General features: G+C 72.6%; 19 protein-coding genes. 14 read left to right on the top strand and 5 right to left on the bottom strand.

Annotation, left to right across the window (positions count from 1 at the left end):
- The first annotated feature begins 2 nt into the window (after positions 1 to 2).
- The 12 genes from IG78_RS0109190 (at position 3) to IG78_RS0109135 (ending at position 8898) form a co-directional block, all read left to right on the top strand.
- Complete coding sequence (locus tag IG78_RS0109190; RefSeq protein WP_078964733.1) at positions 3 to 1919, top strand: transketolase; 1917 nt, start codon at positions 3 to 5, stop codon at positions 1917 to 1919.
- Positions 1920 to 1938: 19 nt separating this feature from the next.
- Complete coding sequence (gene ligD, locus IG78_RS0109185) at positions 1939 to 2898, top strand: non-homologous end-joining DNA ligase (protein ID WP_030560989.1); 960 nt, start codon at positions 1939 to 1941, stop codon at positions 2896 to 2898.
- A gap of 57 nt (positions 2899 to 2955) precedes the next feature.
- Entirely contained in the window at positions 2956 to 3276 is a 321-nt protein-coding gene (locus IG78_RS41835; RefSeq protein ID WP_063760720.1) for a gas vesicle protein GvpO, read from the top strand.
- Positions 3277 to 3439: 163 nt separating this feature from the next.
- Positions 3440 to 3880: a gas vesicle structural protein GvpA gene (locus IG78_RS0109175; protein ID WP_030560984.1), complete on the top strand. Its 441-nt coding sequence runs from the start codon at positions 3440 to 3442 to the stop codon at positions 3878 to 3880.
- Positions 3877 to 4644: a GvpL/GvpF family gas vesicle protein gene (locus IG78_RS0109170; protein WP_030560982.1), complete on the top strand. Its 768-nt coding sequence runs from the start codon at positions 3877 to 3879 to the stop codon at positions 4642 to 4644. The genes IG78_RS0109175 and IG78_RS0109170 overlap by 4 nt, the downstream gene beginning before the upstream one ends.
- Positions 4645 to 4685: 41 nt before the next feature.
- Positions 4686 to 4973 carry a gas vesicle protein GvpG gene (locus tag IG78_RS0109165; RefSeq protein WP_030560980.1) on the top strand — a complete coding sequence of 96 codons (288 nt, stop codon included), beginning with the start codon at positions 4686 to 4688 and terminating at the stop codon, positions 4971 to 4973.
- A complete protein-coding gene (locus IG78_RS0109160) occupies positions 4970 to 5677 on the top strand; it encodes a hypothetical protein (protein WP_030560979.1) in 708 nt (235 codons plus the stop codon). Before IG78_RS0109165 ends, IG78_RS0109160 begins: the two co-directional genes overlap by 4 nt.
- Entirely contained in the window at positions 5670 to 7013 is a 1344-nt protein-coding gene (locus IG78_RS0109155; RefSeq protein WP_030560976.1) for an SRPBCC family protein, read from the top strand. Before IG78_RS0109160 ends, IG78_RS0109155 begins: the two co-directional genes overlap by 8 nt.
- A complete protein-coding gene (locus IG78_RS0109150) occupies positions 7010 to 7414 on the top strand; it encodes a gas vesicle protein (RefSeq protein WP_030560975.1) in 405 nt (134 codons plus the stop codon). The genes IG78_RS0109155 and IG78_RS0109150 overlap by 4 nt, the downstream gene beginning before the upstream one ends.
- The gene (locus tag IG78_RS0109145; RefSeq protein WP_078964732.1) at positions 7404 to 8279 is read left to right on the top strand and encodes a GvpL/GvpF family gas vesicle protein; all 876 of its coding nucleotides are present in this window, start codon (positions 7404 to 7406) and stop codon (positions 8277 to 8279) included. The genes IG78_RS0109150 and IG78_RS0109145 overlap by 11 nt, the downstream gene beginning before the upstream one ends.
- Positions 8276 to 8536: a gas vesicle protein gene (locus tag IG78_RS0109140; protein ID WP_051852453.1), complete on the top strand. Its 261-nt coding sequence runs from the start codon at positions 8276 to 8278 to the stop codon at positions 8534 to 8536. The genes IG78_RS0109145 and IG78_RS0109140 overlap by 4 nt, the downstream gene beginning before the upstream one ends.
- 98 nt (positions 8537 to 8634) lie before the next feature.
- A complete protein-coding gene (locus IG78_RS0109135) occupies positions 8635 to 8898 on the top strand; it encodes a gas vesicle protein K (protein ID WP_030560969.1) in 264 nt (87 codons plus the stop codon).
- A 52-nt stretch (positions 8899 to 8950) separates the two neighbouring features.
- Here the strand turns inward: IG78_RS0109135 and IG78_RS0109130 are convergent, their stop codons facing one another.
- Both IG78_RS0109130 and IG78_RS0109125 read right to left on the bottom strand, forming a co-directional pair.
- Positions 8951 to 9775 carry a methyltransferase domain-containing protein gene (locus tag IG78_RS0109130; protein WP_030560967.1) on the bottom strand — a complete coding sequence of 275 codons (825 nt, stop codon included), beginning with the start codon at positions 9773 to 9775 and terminating at the stop codon, positions 8951 to 8953.
- Between the two features lie 97 nt (positions 9776 to 9872).
- On the bottom strand, positions 9873 to 11303 hold the full coding sequence (locus tag IG78_RS0109125) for a bifunctional phosphatase PAP2/diacylglycerol kinase family protein (protein ID WP_107054843.1): 1431 nt from the start codon (positions 11301 to 11303) through the stop codon (positions 9873 to 9875).
- Between the two features lie 274 nt (positions 11304 to 11577).
- Here IG78_RS0109125 and IG78_RS0109120 point away from each other — a divergent pair, with 274 nt between their 5' ends.
- Together IG78_RS0109120 and IG78_RS0109115 are read left to right on the top strand one after the other, a co-directional pair.
- Positions 11578 to 13224, top strand: a complete 1647-nt coding sequence (locus IG78_RS0109120) for an ABC-F family ATP-binding cassette domain-containing protein (protein WP_030560963.1) — start codon at positions 11578 to 11580, stop codon at positions 13222 to 13224.
- 117 nt (positions 13225 to 13341) lie between these two features.
- Positions 13342 to 14274 (top strand): AraC family transcriptional regulator, encoded by a 933-nt coding sequence (locus tag IG78_RS0109115; protein ID WP_051852452.1) that lies wholly within the window; start codon positions 13342 to 13344, stop codon positions 14272 to 14274.
- A gap of 330 nt (positions 14275 to 14604) precedes the next feature.
- On the opposite strand, the gene IG78_RS0109110 is transcribed toward IG78_RS0109115, so the two are convergent.
- Genes IG78_RS0109110 through IG78_RS0109100 form a run of 3 tightly spaced genes read right to left on the bottom strand, consistent with a single transcriptional unit; the run spans position 14605 to position 16218 of the window.
- Positions 14605 to 15183, bottom strand: a complete 579-nt coding sequence (locus IG78_RS0109110; protein WP_030560959.1) for a TIGR03086 family metal-binding protein — start codon at positions 15181 to 15183, stop codon at positions 14605 to 14607.
- Positions 15184 to 15225: 42 nt separating this feature from the next.
- Positions 15226 to 15771 carry a type 1 glutamine amidotransferase domain-containing protein gene (locus tag IG78_RS0109105; protein ID WP_030560957.1) on the bottom strand — a complete coding sequence of 182 codons (546 nt, stop codon included), beginning with the start codon at positions 15769 to 15771 and terminating at the stop codon, positions 15226 to 15228.
- 15 nt (positions 15772 to 15786) lie between these two features.
- On the bottom strand, positions 15787 to 16218 hold the full coding sequence (locus IG78_RS0109100; RefSeq protein WP_030560956.1) for a CBS domain-containing protein: 432 nt from the start codon (positions 16216 to 16218) through the stop codon (positions 15787 to 15789).
- Positions 16219 to 16221 lie beyond the last annotated feature (3 nt).

Here is a 16221-nt window from a genome sequence, read left to right as displayed (position 1 = left end):
CGATGGCGGACAGCTCGACCTACGGCGGCGATCCGGAAGGACCCGGAGGCGCGGAGACCCGTGTGACCGCCACCGACCCCGACGAGCAGCTCCACGAGCTGGCACAGCAACTGCGCGTCGACTCCGTGCGGGCCGCGGCCGCCGCGAACTCCGGACACCCGACCTCGTCCATGTCGGCGGCCGACGTGATGGCGGTGCTGCTCGCCCGGCACTTCCAGTACGACTTCGCCCGCCCCGACCACCCCGCCAACGACCGCTTCGTCCTGTCCAAGGGGCATGCCTCGCCGCTGCTCTACGCCGCGTACAAGGCGGCCGGCGCCCTCACCGACGAGGAACTGCTCACCTACCGCGCCCAGGGCAGTCGCCTGGAGGGCCACCCCACGCCCCGGCGGCTCCCATGGGTGGAGGTCGCCACCGGTTCGCTCGGGCAGGGCCTCGGGATCGGCGTCGGCATGGCGCTGTCCGGCAAGCGGCTCGACCGGAACCCGTACCGGGTGTGGGTGCTGTGCGGCGACAGCGAGCTGGCCGAGGGCTCGGTGTGGGAGGCCGCCGAGCAGGCCTCGTACGAACGGCTCGACAACCTCACTCTCGTCGTCGACGTGAACCGGCTCGGCCAGCGCGGACCCACCCGCCACGAGTGGGACCTCGACGCCTACGAACGCCGCTTCGCCGCCTTCGGCTGGCACGTCGTCCAGGCCGACGGACACGACATCCAGGCCGTCGACGACGCCTGCAAGGAGGCCCGCGCCACCACCGGACGGCCCACCGTGATCCTCGCCCGCACCGTCAAGGGCAAGGGCGTCGCCGCCGCCGAGAACCGCGAGGGACTGCACGGCAAGCCCCTGTCCGACGCGGAGGCGGCGGTGCGCGAACTCGGCGGCAGCAGGCGGCTGCGCGTCGACGTCAAGGCGCCCCCGGCGGCCCGCTCCCCACGCGCCGTGCGCAGCGGGCACCTGGAGCTGCCCCGCTACGCCGTCGGCGACGAGGTCGCGACGCGGGACGCCTTCGGCCAGGCGCTGACCGCGCTCGGCTCGGCGCGCGGCGACGTGGTGGTCCTGGACGGCGAGGTCGGCGACTCCACCCGCGCCGAGTACTTCGCGAAGGAGCACCCTGAGCGGTACGTCGAGTGCTACATCGCCGAGCAGCAGCTCGTCGGTGCCGCCGTCGGGTTCGCGGCCCGCGGCTGGGTGCCGTACGCGTCGTCGTTCGCGGCGTTCCTCACCCGCGCCCACGACTTCGTGCGGATGGCGGCGGTGAGCGGCGCGGACATCAACCTCGTCGGCTCGCACGCCGGAGTCGCCATCGGCCAGGACGGGCCCTCCCAGATGGGCCTGGAGGACCTCGCGATGTTCCGGGCCGTGCACGGCTCGACGGTCCTCCATCCGTGCGACGCCCCACAGACCGCGCGCCTCGTCGCCGCCATGGCCGACCTGGACGGCGTGCGCTACCTGCGGACCTCGCGCGGCGCCACGCCCGTCCTGTACGGGCCCGACGAGGAGTTCCCGGTCGGCGGGTCCAAGGTCCTGCGGTCCTCCGACGCCGACCAGCTCACCGTGGTCGCCGCCGGGATCACCGTGCACGAGGCCCTGACCGCCGCGGACACCCTCGCGCGGGCGGGCATCCCCGTCCGCGTGATCGACCTGTACTCCGTCAAACCCGTCGACCGGCGCACCCTGCGCGAGGCCGCCGAGAGCACCGGCTGTCTCCTCACCGTCGAGGACCACCGCCAGGAGGGCGGCATCGGCGACGCCGTCCTCGACGCGTTCTGCGACGGCGGCCCCGTGCCCCGTCTGGCGCGGCTCGCCGTGACCACCATGCCCGGCTCGGCGTCGCCCGCCGAGCAGTTGCGTGCCGCCGGCATCGACGCGGAGTCCATCGCCGCGGCGGTGCGGCTCCTCGTCGAGCACGTGGTGCGCTGAGAGCGAGTCAGGAGACGTCATGGCCACCACGACACGCAAGGTGCGCGCCGGTCGGCGCACGGTGGAGGTGCACCGGCCCGAGAAGGTGCTGCTGCCCCTGAACGGGGGCGAAGGGGGCGGGGACGGAGGGCCCGGCATCACCAAGGGCGACCTCGTCGACTACTACCGGTCCGTCGCCCCCTTCATGCTGCCCCATCTGCGGGGCCGGCCGCTGATGCTGGAGCGGCACCCCGACGGCGTACCGGGCCCCATGTTCATGCAGAAGGACACCCCCGACCACTACCCGGACTGGATCACCCGTGCCGAGGTCGCCAAGGAGGACGGGACGGTCACGCACACCGTGTGCGACGACAGCGCCACCCTGGTCTACCTCGCCGACCAGGCCTGCGTGACCCTGCACCGGTGGCTGTCCCGCGCCGACCGCCCCGAGCGGCCCGACCGCCTCGTGTTCGACCTGGACCCGCCCAAGGACGGCGGTCCCGCGGACGTGTTCGGCACGGTGCGCGATGCGGCCCGGCAGTTGGGCGACGTCCTCGATCAGGTGGGCCTGCCGTCGGCCCTGATGACGACCGGGTCGCGCGGCCTGCATGTGATTGTGCCGCTCACCGGCCGCGACCACGTCGACGACGTACGCGACTTCGCCAAGGAGGTCTCCGCGCTGCTCGCCGACGCCGACCCCGACCGGCTGACCACAGCGGTGCGCAAGAAGGACCGCGGCGACCGCCTCTACCTCGACGTGCAGCGCAACGCCTACGCGCAGACCGCCGTCGCCCCGTTCTCGGTACGGGCCAAGCCCGGCGCGCCCGTCGCCGTGCCGCTCGGCTGGGACCAGCTCGACGACCCCGGCACGCACGCCGCGCGCTGGACCGTCGCCGACGCGGTGGAGCAGGCTCGCGCCGATCCCTGGGCCGGGCTGCTGCGCTCACCCCGCGCCCTCGGCCCGGCACGCCGCAAGCTACGGGCCCTGCGCGGCGCGTGAAGCACACCCCCTGGGTTTGAGCGGCGAATGCGGGGTCACCCGAAGAAGGAGGTGACCATGACGCAGACGCCCAGCAACCAGAGCAAGAAGAAGTCCGAATCCGAGGAACTTCCCGGCCCCGTCGTGGTGCTGCGCGCCGCGCGTGAGCAACTGGCGGAACTCACCGGCATGACCGCCGAGTCCGTGTCGTCCTTCGAACGCACCGATGACGGCTGGGAATTGGCCGTCGAAGTGCTCGAACTTGAGCGCGTGCCGGACACGATGAGCCTGCTCGCGACCTACGCCGTGACCCTCGACCCGCACGGTGAGCTGACCGGTTACAAGCGCGTGCGGCGCTATGAGCGCGGCCGCGCGGACCCGTCACGGCCCGGCGGCTGAGCCGCTCCTGATCGGCCGTGGCCGAGCCGCTCGTACACCCATACGCATATAAAGCGCGTTTCGGAGCAGTACCAGAGCAACAGGGCAATACCGAAGCAATAGCAGAGCAATTCGGCGATACAACACATACACCAAACACCCAAGGCAAGGAGGGCTGGCCGGCATGACCGTCGTCCCAGCACAGCAGTCCGGCGGTGCAGGTGGTACCAGTGGCCTGTACGACGTCATCGAACTCATCCTGGACCGGGGCCTCGTGATCGACGCCTTCGTCCGGGTCTCGCTCGTCGGCATCGAGATCCTGAAGATCGACGTACGAGTCGTCGTGGCGAGCGTCGACACGTATCTGCGGTTCGCAGAGGCCTGCAACCGCCTCGACCTGGAAGCGGGCCCGCACAAGAACCCCGGCCTGCCCGACCTCGTCGGCGAGGTCACCGAGTCCGGCGCGCGCGGCAAGTCCAAGGGCGCGCTCTCGGGCGCCGCGGAGACCATATCCGACGCCTTCAGCCAGGCCCGTGACGAAGGCCGCTCCAAGGAAAAGGAAGAGGCCCGCCCGCGCGCCCGGCGCTCGACGTCGTCCCGCAGCCGGAAGGAGGAGCAGGAGTGACCACGTACATCTACGGCATCGCGGCCGCGACCCACCCGGCGCTGCCGGAGGGCATGGGCGGCATCGGCGAACCGGCACGCAAGATACGCGTCGTGCGGCAGGGCAACCTCGCCGCCATCGTCTCCGACAGCCCCGAGGACCTGCGCCCCAAGCGGCGCGACCTGCTCGCCCACCAGAGCGTCCTGGACGAGGCGGGTGCGAGCGGCGCCGTCCTGCCGATGCGCTTCGGCAGCCTCGCGGACGACGACGAAGCCGTCGTCGCGGTGCTCGCCGAACTCGCCGACCACTACGAGGAGCGGCTGCGCGCGCTCGACGGCAGGGCCGAGTACAACGTCAAGGCCGCCCACGACGAGCAGGCCGTGCTGCACCAGGTGCTCGCCGAGAACCCCGAGCTGCGCGCCATGGTCGAGAACAACCGGCGCGCCGGTGGCGGCAACTACGAGCAGAAGCTGCAACTCGGCGAGCAGGTGACCAACGCCGTGCGGGCCCGTGAGGTCAGCGACGGCATCGAGGTGCGCCGCGCCCTCGAACCGTGCGCGGAGGCCGTGAGCGAGGGCCCGGAGGGTTCCGGCTGGCTGGCCAACGTGTCGTTCCTGGTACGGCGGGAGACGGCCGACGGCTTCGTCGCCGCGGTCGAGGAGCTGCGCAAGAGCCAGCCCCACCTGGAACTGCGGGTGCACGGGCCGCTGCCTCCCTACAGCTTCGTCGACGAGGGCCCCGCGCAGCAGGCCGACGCCGCCAACAGCACGACCGGGGTGCGCTGAGCACGGCGGTCGTGCGACGAGTAAGGAGGTGAGCTCCGCCCATGGGACTCATCGGTGAACTCCTCGCCCTGCCGCTCGCTCCCGCCCGCGGCACCATGTGGGTGCTCCAGCGGGTGGTCGACGAGGCGGAGCGGCAGTACTACGACCCTTCGGCCGTCCGCAAGGAACTCGCTCAGCTCACCGAGCGCCTGGAAGCAGGCGAGATCGACGAAAGCGAATTCGACCGTCGCGAGGACGAACTCCTCGCCCGCCTCGGCCATGGGCCAGTCGGCGACGTGGCCCAGGCGGATGACCCGACAGCCGGCACAGGCAGGACAGTGACGTCATGAACCGACTGGCAGTGGGCCTCGCCGTAGGGGCGGGGTATCTCCTCGGACGCACGAAGAAGGCGAAGTTCGCCTTCGCCGTGGGCACGATGGTGGCAGGCCGCAAGATGCAGCTCGGCCCCGCCGGGATAGCCCGCGCGGTGTCGCAGCAGATGGAGAAGAACCCGCAGTTCAAGGAGATCGGCGACCAGCTCAGGCAGGATCTGCGGGGTGTCGGCAAGGCGGCGACGGGATCGCTGCTCGACCGGCGGATCGAAGGCCTCGCCGACCGGCTGCACGAGCGCACCCTGGACGTGCGCGACCGGCTCTCGGGGGCTGTGCCCGACGAGGTCCCCGATGCCGACGAGTCGGCCGACAAGGCGCGTGACGCGGGCGAGAGCACGGGCGCGGCCGCGAAGCCGGGCACCCGCAAGACGGGCTCGGCGACGAAGAAGGCCACGTCCGCCGCCCGCGGCGCCACGAAGAAGAGCACCACGTCGCGCAGTCGGAAGCGGACCGAGGACAGCGCGGCCAGCGCCGACCGCGCGGCCAGCGCCGACGACGAGCCCGAGCAGCAGAGCACGCAGCGCCCCCAGCGCAAGCGCGCTCCGGCGGGCAAGGCGCAGAGCGCGCGCGGCAGTCAGAAGCGGAGCACGCAGGCCCGCTCCACGCAGCAGCGGAGCGGCGCGAAGAAGACGGCCCGCGCGAAGGGAGGCAACGATGGCTGACACACGCCAGGACTCCCGCGAGGACTCCGGCTCGGCGAATCCGCTGAGCGCCGCCGTCAACAGTCAGGCGGCGGACCGCCTGAAGGACGAGGCCAGGGCCTATCTGATGGCGCAGGCCGAACGCGCCCTCGTCGGTGTGGGCCGCAAGCTCGGGCAGACCACCGTCAAGCTCAACGACATCGCGGACGGCAAGAGCCCCGGCTTCGGCAAGCTCGCCCTGGAGGGCGGCCGCAAGCTCGCCGACGGCAAGGGCCCGCTGCGCAGCGCCGTGGAGGTCGGCGGCAGCCGCCTGAAGGACTCCGTCAAGGGCGCCCTGAAGAACGCCACCGGCGGACGTAAGAAAAGTGGCGGCGGCCAGAAGCCCACCGTCATCCTGGAGTACGTCGACGTCGGTGTGCCGGTGCGTGCGGCCTACGACCAGTGGACGCAGCTCCAGGAGTTCTCCACCTTCGCCAAGGGCGTCAAGAGCGCCACCCCGGCGGGTGACACGGACTCGGACTGGCAGCTCAAGGTGTTCTGGTCCAGCAGGAGCTGGCGGGCCCATGTGACCGAGCAGGTCCCTGACCAGCGCATCTCCTGGACGTCGGAGGGTGCGAAGGGCTCCACCAAGGGCGTGGTGACCTTCCATCCGCTCGGCGACCAACTGACCCGGGTGCTGCTGATCATCGAGTACTACCCGAAGGGGCTGTTCGAGAAGACCGGCAACATCTGGCGCGCCCAGGGCCGCCGGGCCCGGCTCGACCTCAAGCACTTCGCACGGCACATCACGATGCGCGGCGAGGCGAGCGACGGCTGGCGCGCCGAGATCCGCGACGGCGAGGTCGTGCGCAGCCACGACGAGGTGACCGCCGAGGAAGAGGACGCCGAGGGCGCCGAAGGCGCTGAGAACGCCGAGGGCGCCGAGGACGGCGACGAGGTGCGCGGCGGCGACGCGGACCGCGAGGGCGACGAGGCGCCGTACGAGGACGAGGTCGACGCCGACGACGCCGACGAGACGGACGAGCCCGCGGAGACCGACGAGGACGACGAGCCTCGCGCCGACGCCGACGAGCCGCACGACGACGTCCAGTCCGCCGATGACGAGCCCGCCGATGACGAGGACGACATCGACGAGGACGAGCCGCGTGCCGAGGACGACCCCGACGAGGCCCCCTACGAAGATGAGGCCGAGGAGGACGCCCCGTACGAGGACGAGGTCGAGGACGAAGCCGAGGACGAGGCCCCGTACGAGGACGACGAGGAGGAGCGCTACGAGAAGGAGGGCGCGGAGCCCGAGGCCGAGGACGAGCCGCGGGGCGAGCACGCCTCGGCGGGTGGCCGCCGGAGCCGTCGATGACCACCGCGAGCCGTATGCCGTCGTCGTCCCTCCAGGGCGCCCCCCAGGGCGGCGCCAACCTCGCCGACATCCTTGAGCGTGTCCTGGACAAGGGCATCGTCATCGCCGGTGACATCAAGATCAACCTGCTGGACATCGAGCTCCTCACGATCAAACTCCGGCTCGTCGTCGCCTCGGTCGAACGCGCCAAGGAGATGGGCATCGACTGGTGGGAGGACGACCCGGCGCTGTCCAGCGGCGCGCGCCGCACGGAGCTCGCGCGCGAGAACGAGGAACTGCGCCGCCGTGTGGAGCAACTGGAACAGGGCACAAGGGTGGACGGCGGCGCTCTTGGCCCCGGAACGGGGGAGGAGCGGGGTAAGAAGGCCGACGGCCGAGGAGAACGCGAACGTGACCGATGAACTGCGCTATGTGTACGCCGTGTGCCGCCCCCTTGACGCGCCGCTGCACGCCGATCTGACCGGCGTCGGCGGCGCGCCGCCGCGGCAGCTCGTGCACGAGGGCCTGGTGGCCGTCCTCAGCCCGGTCCCCGAGCGGGACTTCGGGCGGGAACAGTTGCACGCGCATCTGGAGGACCTCGACTGGCTGGCGGCGACGGCCCGCGCCCATCAGCGCGTCGTGGCCGCGCTGACCACCCTGACCTGCCCGCTGCCGCTGCGGCTCGGCACCGTCTTCCGTGACGACAGCGGCGTGCGCGCCATGCTGCAGGACGAGTCCGAGCGGCTGCGCCGGATCCTCGACCGCATCGACGGCCACGTGGAGTGGGGCGTGAAGGTGTGGCTCGGCGAGGAGAGCGCGGCCGAGGCCGCCGCTCCGCAGCCGTCGGGCGCGCCGGAGTCGGGGCGGGACTACCTGCGGCGGCGCCGGGCCGGCAACGCGGCGCGGGAGGAGTCCGCGGCGCGGGCCGAGGCGTTCGCCCGGCAACTGCACGAGGACCTCGCCCGGTACGCGTCCGACGCGCGGCTGCACCCCCCGCAGAGCGGGCCGCTCACGGAAGCGGGCTCCGGCCGCAACATCCTCAACTCCGCCTATCTGGTGCCGCGCGCCCGGTCCGAGGAGTTCCTGGAGCTGGTCGGCAGGGCGGAGGGCACCCGGCCGGGGCTACAGGTGGAGGTGACAGGGCCGTGGGCCGCGTACTCCTTCACGGACGACCCCGAGCCCGATGCGCCCCTGAACGGCACAGCAGGCACAGCAGGCACAGCAGGCACAGCGGGCACAGCAGGCACTGCGGGCGCGGCGAGCCAGGACACCGGCGAGGCGTCATGAGCGGCGCGGGCGACCCGTTCGCCCAACGGGAGATCGCACTCGTGGACCTGCTCGACCGGTTGCTCGCCGGCGGAGTGGTCCTCGCGGGTGACATCACCCTGCGCATCGCGGACGTCGACCTCGTCCGCATCGATCTGAAGGCGCTGATCAGCTCGGTCAACGCGCAGGTGCAGGCACCGTGGCCCGACGCGGACGAGCAGAGCGGCCTTCGTGAGCTCGACGAGAGGGACGAGAGGGACGAGAGGGAGGCGTCATGACCGCGGACATGAAGAAGCCGACGCAGACGACGCAGACGCCCCGGACGACGCAGACGACCCAGACGACCCAGACGACCCAGACGGCGCAGACCACGAAGCTGGACCTCGAACCCGACACCGTGGAACGGGACCTCGTCGCCCTCGTCCTCACCGTCGTCGAGCTGCTGCGCCAGCTCATGGAGCGGCAGGCGATCCGCCGCTTCGACACCGGTGAGCTGACGGAGGACCAGGAGGAGCGGGTCGGTATGACGCTGATGCTCCTGGAGGACCGGATGAAGCGCCTCCGCGAGCGGTACGGGCTGCGGCCCGAGGACCTGAACCTGGACCTCGGCCCGCTGGGACCGCTGCTTCCCAGGGACTGACGGCCGTTCCCGCGGGACCGACCGCCGCTTCCCAGGGACCGACCGCTGACGTTCAGGCCCGGCACAGCACCTCACCGTGCAGGACCACGAACCAGCCGTCCTCCGCGCGCCCCCATTCCCGCCAGGCGGCGGCGATCGCCGCGAGGCCCTCCGCGTCCGTGTGTCCCTGCGTGGCGCGCCCGGCGTACGCGGACGCCACCGTGCGGTCCGCCCACAGCTCGCTCCACCAGGCCCGTTCCTCGGGCGTGCTGTAACACCAGGTGCCCGCGCCCGCCGTGACGTCCGCGAAACCGGCCTGGCGGGCCCAGGCCTTCAGGCGCCGCCCGGCGTCCGGCTCGCCGCCGTTGGCGCGGGCCACGCGCCGGTACAGGGCGAGCCAGTCGTCGAGTCCGGCCACCTGCGGGTACCAGGTCATCGCCGCGTAGTCGCTGTCGCGTACGGCGACGATCCCGCCAGGCCTGCACACCCGGCGCAGCTCGCGCAGGGCGTGGACCGGGTCGCCCACGTGCTGGAGCACCTGATGGGCGTGCACGACGTCGAAGGAGTCGTCGGGGTGGTCGAGGGCGTGCACGTCACCGGTGGTGAACGTGACGTTGTCCAGGGCGCGTGCGGCGGCGGTCGCGCGGGCCTGCTCCAGGACACCGGGGGCGCGGTCGATGCCCGTGACGTGTCCTTCCGGGACCAGGGCGGCCAGGTCGGCGGTGATGGTGCCGGGCCCGCAGCCGACGTCCAGGACCCGCCAGTGCGGCTTCAACGCGTCCAGAAGGTAGGCCGCCGAGTTGGCGGCGGTACGCCAGGTGTGCGAGCGCAGGACGGACTCGTGGTGCCCGTGGGTGTAGACGGCGGTCTCGGCGCGGGGCTGCTGTGATGGCGTCATGGCCGCACTGTAAGCAGCACGTACCGCATCATGAGACCCCCATCTCATGATGCGGTCAGTTCCTCGATGGGTTCGGACGGGGTTCAGCTCGACGGGATCAGGACGGCTGCGCCGGCCGGTAGACGGTCAGCGCCTCCGGCAGCTTGTCGAGCACCAGGTCGCCCTCGGCTTCGGAGAGTTCACCGTCGTGCGCGATCTTCGTGCCGGGTGCGAGTCCGGACAGGCGCAGGCGGTTCGGGCGGACCGCGCTCTGGACGGGGGAGCGCTCCACCGGCGAGGTCAGGGCGGCCGCGAGCAGACGGGCGCCGGGCCGGCGGCCACCGTGCACGACGCGTACGTCGAGCAGCCCGTCGGCGAGGTCGAAGCGCCGTGCGGGCGCCAGGCCCAGCCGGTTGTACAGGCAGTTCCCGGCGAAGAGGAGCCACAGCGGCCGCCGGCTGCCACCGATCTCGGCGTGCAGCGGCTGCTGGTCGGAGCGCAGGACGTGGGCCGCGGCCAGGACACCCGCGGCCCAGCCGCCGACGCGGTGCGACCAGCGCTCGCGTTCGCGGGCAAGCTCCGGGTGGACACCGAGGCTGAACGTGTTGAGGAAGTGCCCCTCCCCGGCCGCCGAGCGGAACCGGCCCACGTCCACGGCTATCGCGTCCCCCGTCTCCACAGCCGACGCCAGGTCCGCGGCCTCCTCCACGCCGAGGTCGTACGCGAAGTGGTTGAGCGTGCCGCCGGGCAGCACGGCGAGGGGCACGCCGTGACGCAGGGCCGCGGCGGCCGCCGCGTTGACGGTGCCGTCGCCGCCGCACACACCGAGGGCGCGGGCGCGGGCCGCCGCCTTGTCCAGCTCGTCCGGCAGGTCGTCGGGCCCGCAAGTCACCACTTCGGCGTGCGGCAGCGCGTCGAGCAGGTCGTGCACCCGGCCCGATGTCCTCGCGCCGCTGTCGGTGACCACGACGAGGCCGCGGCCACCGGGCAGGGCGGGCGCCTCGGCGCGCGGGCGGCCCGGCGGCGGCAGTTGCGAGCGGGTGGGCACGAGCCCGCGGACCGCGAACGCGGCACCGGCGCCGAGGGCGGCACCGACGAGCACGTCACTAGGAAAGTGCACCCCGGTGTAGACGCGGGACAGCGCGACGGCGCCCGCCAGCGGGGCGACGGCCGCACCGAGCCGGGGTGACTCCAGGGCCACACCGGCGGCGAAGGCCGCGGCGGACGCGGCGTGCCCGGACGGGAAGGACGTGGTGATCGGCTGCCGTTTGAGCCTGCGCACCATCGGCACGGTGTCGAGGACAGGGCGCGCCCGCCGCACCGTCCGCTTGCCGAGGGTGTTGATGGTCGCGGAGGCGAGGGCCAGGGACGCCACGCCGCGGACGGCGGCCCGCCGCGCCCGCGGGCGCCGGGTCGCGGCGAGCCCCGCCGCCACGCCGAACCACAGCCGCCCGTGGTTCGCGGCCCTGCTCAGTTGGGGCAGCAGCTCGTCGGCGCCGGGCCAGTGCTGGGCGGCCACCGCGTCGAACACCCGGCGGTCGAGCGCCATGAGGCGGTTCCCGGGCCTGCCGGACGGGGACGCGAGGAACGGCGCGGGCACCGAGGACACCGAGGACGTCGACAGGGCCCGGGCGGCCAGCGAGGACAGGGGAGGAGCGGCATCAGAGGTCATACCGGCCGCGTACCCCCGCCTCGCCGTCCGCAACGGCCCGGCGGCACGGCTCACGGCCCGCGGCGCGCGGCACGGCGCACGCCCCGCCACACCGAGCACGGCCCCGCAAACCGTTTGCCCGTCCCGGGCCCGTCCCCGGACAATCGCCCGCATGGGACATCTGGAAGCAGCGCACATCGAGTACTACCTGCCGGACGGGCGAGCCCTGCTCGGTGATGTGTCGTTCCGCGTCGGCGAGGGCGCGTCGGTGGCGCTCGTGGGGGCGAACGGCGCGGGCAAGACGACGCTGCTCAAGCTGATCGCGGGGGAGCTGCAGCCGCACGGCGGCACGGTCACGGTGTCCGGCGGTCTCGCGGTGATGCCCCAGTTCGTGGGCTCCGTACGGGACGAGACCACCGTCCGCGACCTGCTTGTGGCCGTCGCGCAGCCCCGTATCAGGGAGGCCGCGCGCGCCGTCGACAAGGCGGAGCACGCCATCATGACCGTCGACGACGAGGCGGCCCAGCTCCAGTACGCGCAGGCCCTGTCGGACTGGGCGGAGGCGCGGGGGTACGAGGCGGAGACGCTGTGGGACATCTGCACCACGGCCGCGCTCGGCGTCCCCTACGACAAGGCCCAGTGGCGCGAGGTGCGCACGCTCTCCGGCGGCGAGCAGAAACGCCTGGTCCTCGAAGCCCTGCTGCGCGGCACCGACGAGGTCCTGCTCCTGGACGAGCCGGACAACTACCTGGACGTGCCGGGGAAGCGCTGGCTGGAGGAGCGGCTGAAGGAGACCCGCAAGACCGTCCTGTTCGTCAGCCACGACAGGGAGCTCCTGGCCCGCGCCGCCGAGAAGATCGTCAGCGTGGAGCCGAGCCCCGGCGGCTCCGAGGTGTGGGTGCACGGCGCGGGCTTCGCGACGTACCACGAGGCCCGCCAGGAGCGCTTCGCGCGCTTCGAGGAGCTGCGCCGCCGCTGGGACGAGAAGCACGCCCAGCTCAAGCGCCTGGTCCTGGACATGCAGCAGTACGCCGCGCGCAGCGACGAGATGGCCTCGCGCTACCAGGCGGCGAAGACCCGGCTGCGCAAGTTCGAGGAGGCGGGCCCGCCGCCGGAGCCGCCGCGCAAGCAGGACATCACGATGCGACTGCACGGCGGGCGCACGGGGGTGCGGGCGGTCACCTGCAAGGGCCTTGAGCTGACCGGCCTGATGAAACCCTTCGACCTGGAGGTCTTCTACGGCGAACGGGTCGCCGTGCTCGGCTCGAACGGCTCGGGCAAGTCGCACTTCCTGCGCCTGCTCGCGCACGGCTTCGAGGACGGTGAGAACGCCGAGAACCCGGTGCGGCACACCGGCGAGTGGAAGCTCGGCGCGCGCGTCGTGCCGGGACACTTCGCACAGACGCACGCCCACCCCGAGCTGTTCGGCCGCACCCTCCTCGACATCCTGTGGCGCGAGCACGCCCAGGCCCGCGGCGCGGCGATGTCCCGGCTGCGCCGCTATGAACTGACGGGCCAGGCCGAGCAGCGCTTCGAGCGCCTCTCTGGCGGACAGCAGGCCCGTTTCCAGATCCTGCTCCTCGAACTGCAGGGCTCCACCGCCCTGCTGCTCGACGAGCCCACCGACAACCTCGACCTGGAGTCGGCCGAGGCGCTGCAGGAGGGCCTGGAGGCGTACGAGGGCACGGTGCTCGCGGTCACCCACGACCGCTGGTTCGCCCGGTCGTTCGACCGCTATCTGGTCTTCGGCGCCGACGGCCGGGTCAGGGAGACCCCCGAGCCCGTATGGGACGAGCGAAGAGTGGCGCGGGCCAGGTAGCACGGGCGGTAGCGTGGCGCGAACCGGGCGGAACGGGCGGTAGCGTGGCGGAACCACGCCGTACGCTGCGCAGTTGGAGAGACCGTGGTGGTGAGGACGTCCTTCGGGACTAGTGATGTGGATGAGGCGCGGGACCTGCTCGGGACCGCGTACTACAGCAATTTCATGGATGTGATCGAGGGCCCGCGCCCCTTCCTCGCGGACTTCACCATCGGGCAGCTCGGCGTACTCACCATCGGGGACCTGCACTGCGGCGCGGATGTGCGCATGCGCTTCGGCGAGCTCGGGTCGTACCACGTGAACGTGCCGCTCGGCGGGCACATGGCCTGGCGCCAGGGCCCCCGTCCCACCGTGATCCGCACCGGGCCGCAGCGCGCCGCCGTCCTGCAGCCCCGCGGTGACACCTACCTCGACCGGTGGACGGGGGACTGCCGGGTGCTCGCCGTCAAGGTCGACCGGGCCGCCCTGGAGGAGAACCTGGAGCGGCTCATCGGCAGACCCGCCCACGGCCCGGTGCAGTTCGCCCCCGAGTTCGACACCTCCAGTGGGCCGGGCCTCGGCTGGTCCCGCCTCGTGCGCACCGTCGCGGACGACCTGCGCGAGGAGTCCGCGACGCTGAGCAGCCCGCTGGTGGCCGCACCGCTCCAGGAGGCGCTCCTCAACGGCGTGCTGCTGGCCGCCGGGCACCGCTACCGCGACCAGCTCGAAGGGCCCGCCCCCAAGTTGCGGCCCGCCCCCGTCAAGCGCGCCATGGCCGCCGTGCAGGAGCGGCCCGAGCACCCCTTCACCACCACGGAACTCGCCGCCGAGGCGCGGGTCGGCGTGCGCTGGCTCCAGGAGGCCTTCAAGCGGTACGTGGGCATGACGCCGATGGCGTACGTACGCGATGTACGGCTGGCCCGGGTGCGGGACGAACTGCGGGCGGCGGGGCCCGGCGAGCGCGGTGTCAGCGAGGTCGCCTTCCGTTGGGGCTTCACCCATCTGGGGCGTTTCGCCGAGCAGTACCGGGCGCGGTTCGGGGAGCTGCCCTCGCAGACCCTGCGGGGCTGAAGGGGGTGGGCCAGGATGGCGCAGGCCTGGCGTCCGGAATCCGGAACCGCTGCGCTATCCGGACAGCGGACGCGCTCAGCGGATCGCCGCCCGGCTCGGCCTCCGCCTATGGTGGCGCTGGCGCCGGATGGACCGGTCGTCGTCGCGGAGGTCTTCTTCCGGGGCGCCGACCGTGGACGGATCTCCGGCGCCTCCGGCCCGGCCACGTCCGGCGGGCCGGCATTCGGGTCGCGGGCCCGTGATCCCCTTCCGGCAACCCCCCGTGCCGGCCGGGCCCGCCACTTCCGGCCCGCACGCAACTACGCCCGGCCGTCTCGTGACGTTCAGGCGCTAAGGCGTGCGGCCCAGCAGGCACAGCAGCTCCGTCTGCGCGTCGGCTCCCGGCGGGGGCTCCACGGCGGGGGCGAAGAGGCCGCTCCTGCTCAAGTCGGCCGCGTACGGCCGCACTTCGTGCAGGGCGGCCGTGACGAGCTCGTCCGGCAGGTGCTCGTCGGCGCCGATCGCCCGCGCCAGGTCCCAACTGTGCACGACCAGGTCGGTGATCATCTGCGCGCAGTAGTCGCGTGCCGGGGTGTCGCCGTAGGAGAGGTGCACCGTGCGGTCCAGGGCACCGGACTCGGCGAACGCGGCACGGGCCGCGTCCGCCGCGGTGTCCCAGGAGGCGACGGGGTCGGGGCCGGTCATGTCGCCCTCGAAGGAGTCGCCGACCTCGTCCATGGTGGCGCCGTCCCGCACAAGGGGCGGCACCCAGAGCTGTTCGACGACGAGGTGCTGGACGAGGTCCCGCACCGTCCACTCGGCGCAGGGCGTCGGCGCGCCCCACCGGTCCTGTCCCACGCCGTGCACCCGCTCGGTGAACAGGTCGAGTGCCTGGCCGTGCCGCCGCAGGAATGTGTCCGCCGAGCTCATACCCGCCCGTCCCGTCGTTCCGTTCCGTCCTGTGCTGACCGTCTACTGGTCCGCGGCGCGCGTGAACTCCTTCATGAACGCCTCGCAGAACGCCTTGAGGTCGTCCGGCTTGCGGCTGGTGACCAGCGTGTTGGAGCCGCCGTCGCAGACCTTCACCTGCTCGTCCACCCAGGAGCCGCCGGCGTTGCGGATGTCGGTGCGCAGACTCGGCCACGACGTCAGCGTGCGGTCCCGCACCACGTCCGCCTCCACCAGCGTCCAGGGCGCGTGACAGATCGCCGCGACCGGCCGGCCCAGCTCGAAGAACGCGCGGACGAACGCCACCGCGTCCTCGTCGGTGCGCAGCAGGTCCGGATTGGCGACACCGCCCGGAAGGACGAGGCCCGCGAACTCGTCCGCCGAGACCTCGCCGACCACCTGGTCGACGGGGAACGTGTCGGCCTTGTCGAGATGGTTGAAGCCCTGCACCGAACCGGCCTCGGTGGACACCAGGACGGGCTCGCCGCCGCCGTCCACCACGGCCTGCCAGGGCTCGGTCAGCTCCACTTGTTCGACGCCTTCGGGGGCGACCAGGAATGCGATGCGCATGTGTCGATGTGCCTTTCAGTGGTTCGGGTGGTGCCCGGCCTCGGCCCGGCTGATCTCGGCCAGTGCGGACGAGGGGTCCTGGTGGAGGGCGAGGTCGCCGATGCTCACCATGCCGACCGGGGTGCCGTCCTCGACGACGGGCAGCCGGCGCACCGCGTGGGTACGCATCAACTGCACGGCCTCCGACACGGTGTCGTCGGGGGCCACCACGACCGGGTCCGGCGTGCACACGGAATGGACACTGACCGTCAACGGGTCCGCGCCGTCGGCGACGGCGCGCAGGGTGATGTCCCGGTCGGTCAGGACACCGATGATCTGACCGCCGCCCGTGACTATGACATCACCGATGTCCTGGGCGCGCATCAGTTGTGCCGCTTCGACCAGCGAGGCGTCGGGGCGGACCGCGACGACCGCCGGTGTCATGACTTCCCGCACGTACTCCGCCATGGT

The sequence above is a fragment of the Streptomyces aureocirculatus genome (genome assembly GCF_000720475.1).
In the GTDB taxonomy this organism is placed as follows: Bacteria; Actinomycetota; Actinomycetes; order Streptomycetales; family Streptomycetaceae; genus Streptomyces; species Streptomyces aureocirculatus.
Note: the sequence above shows the minus strand (reverse complement) of the source record. Positions and strands in the feature narration are given on the sequence as shown.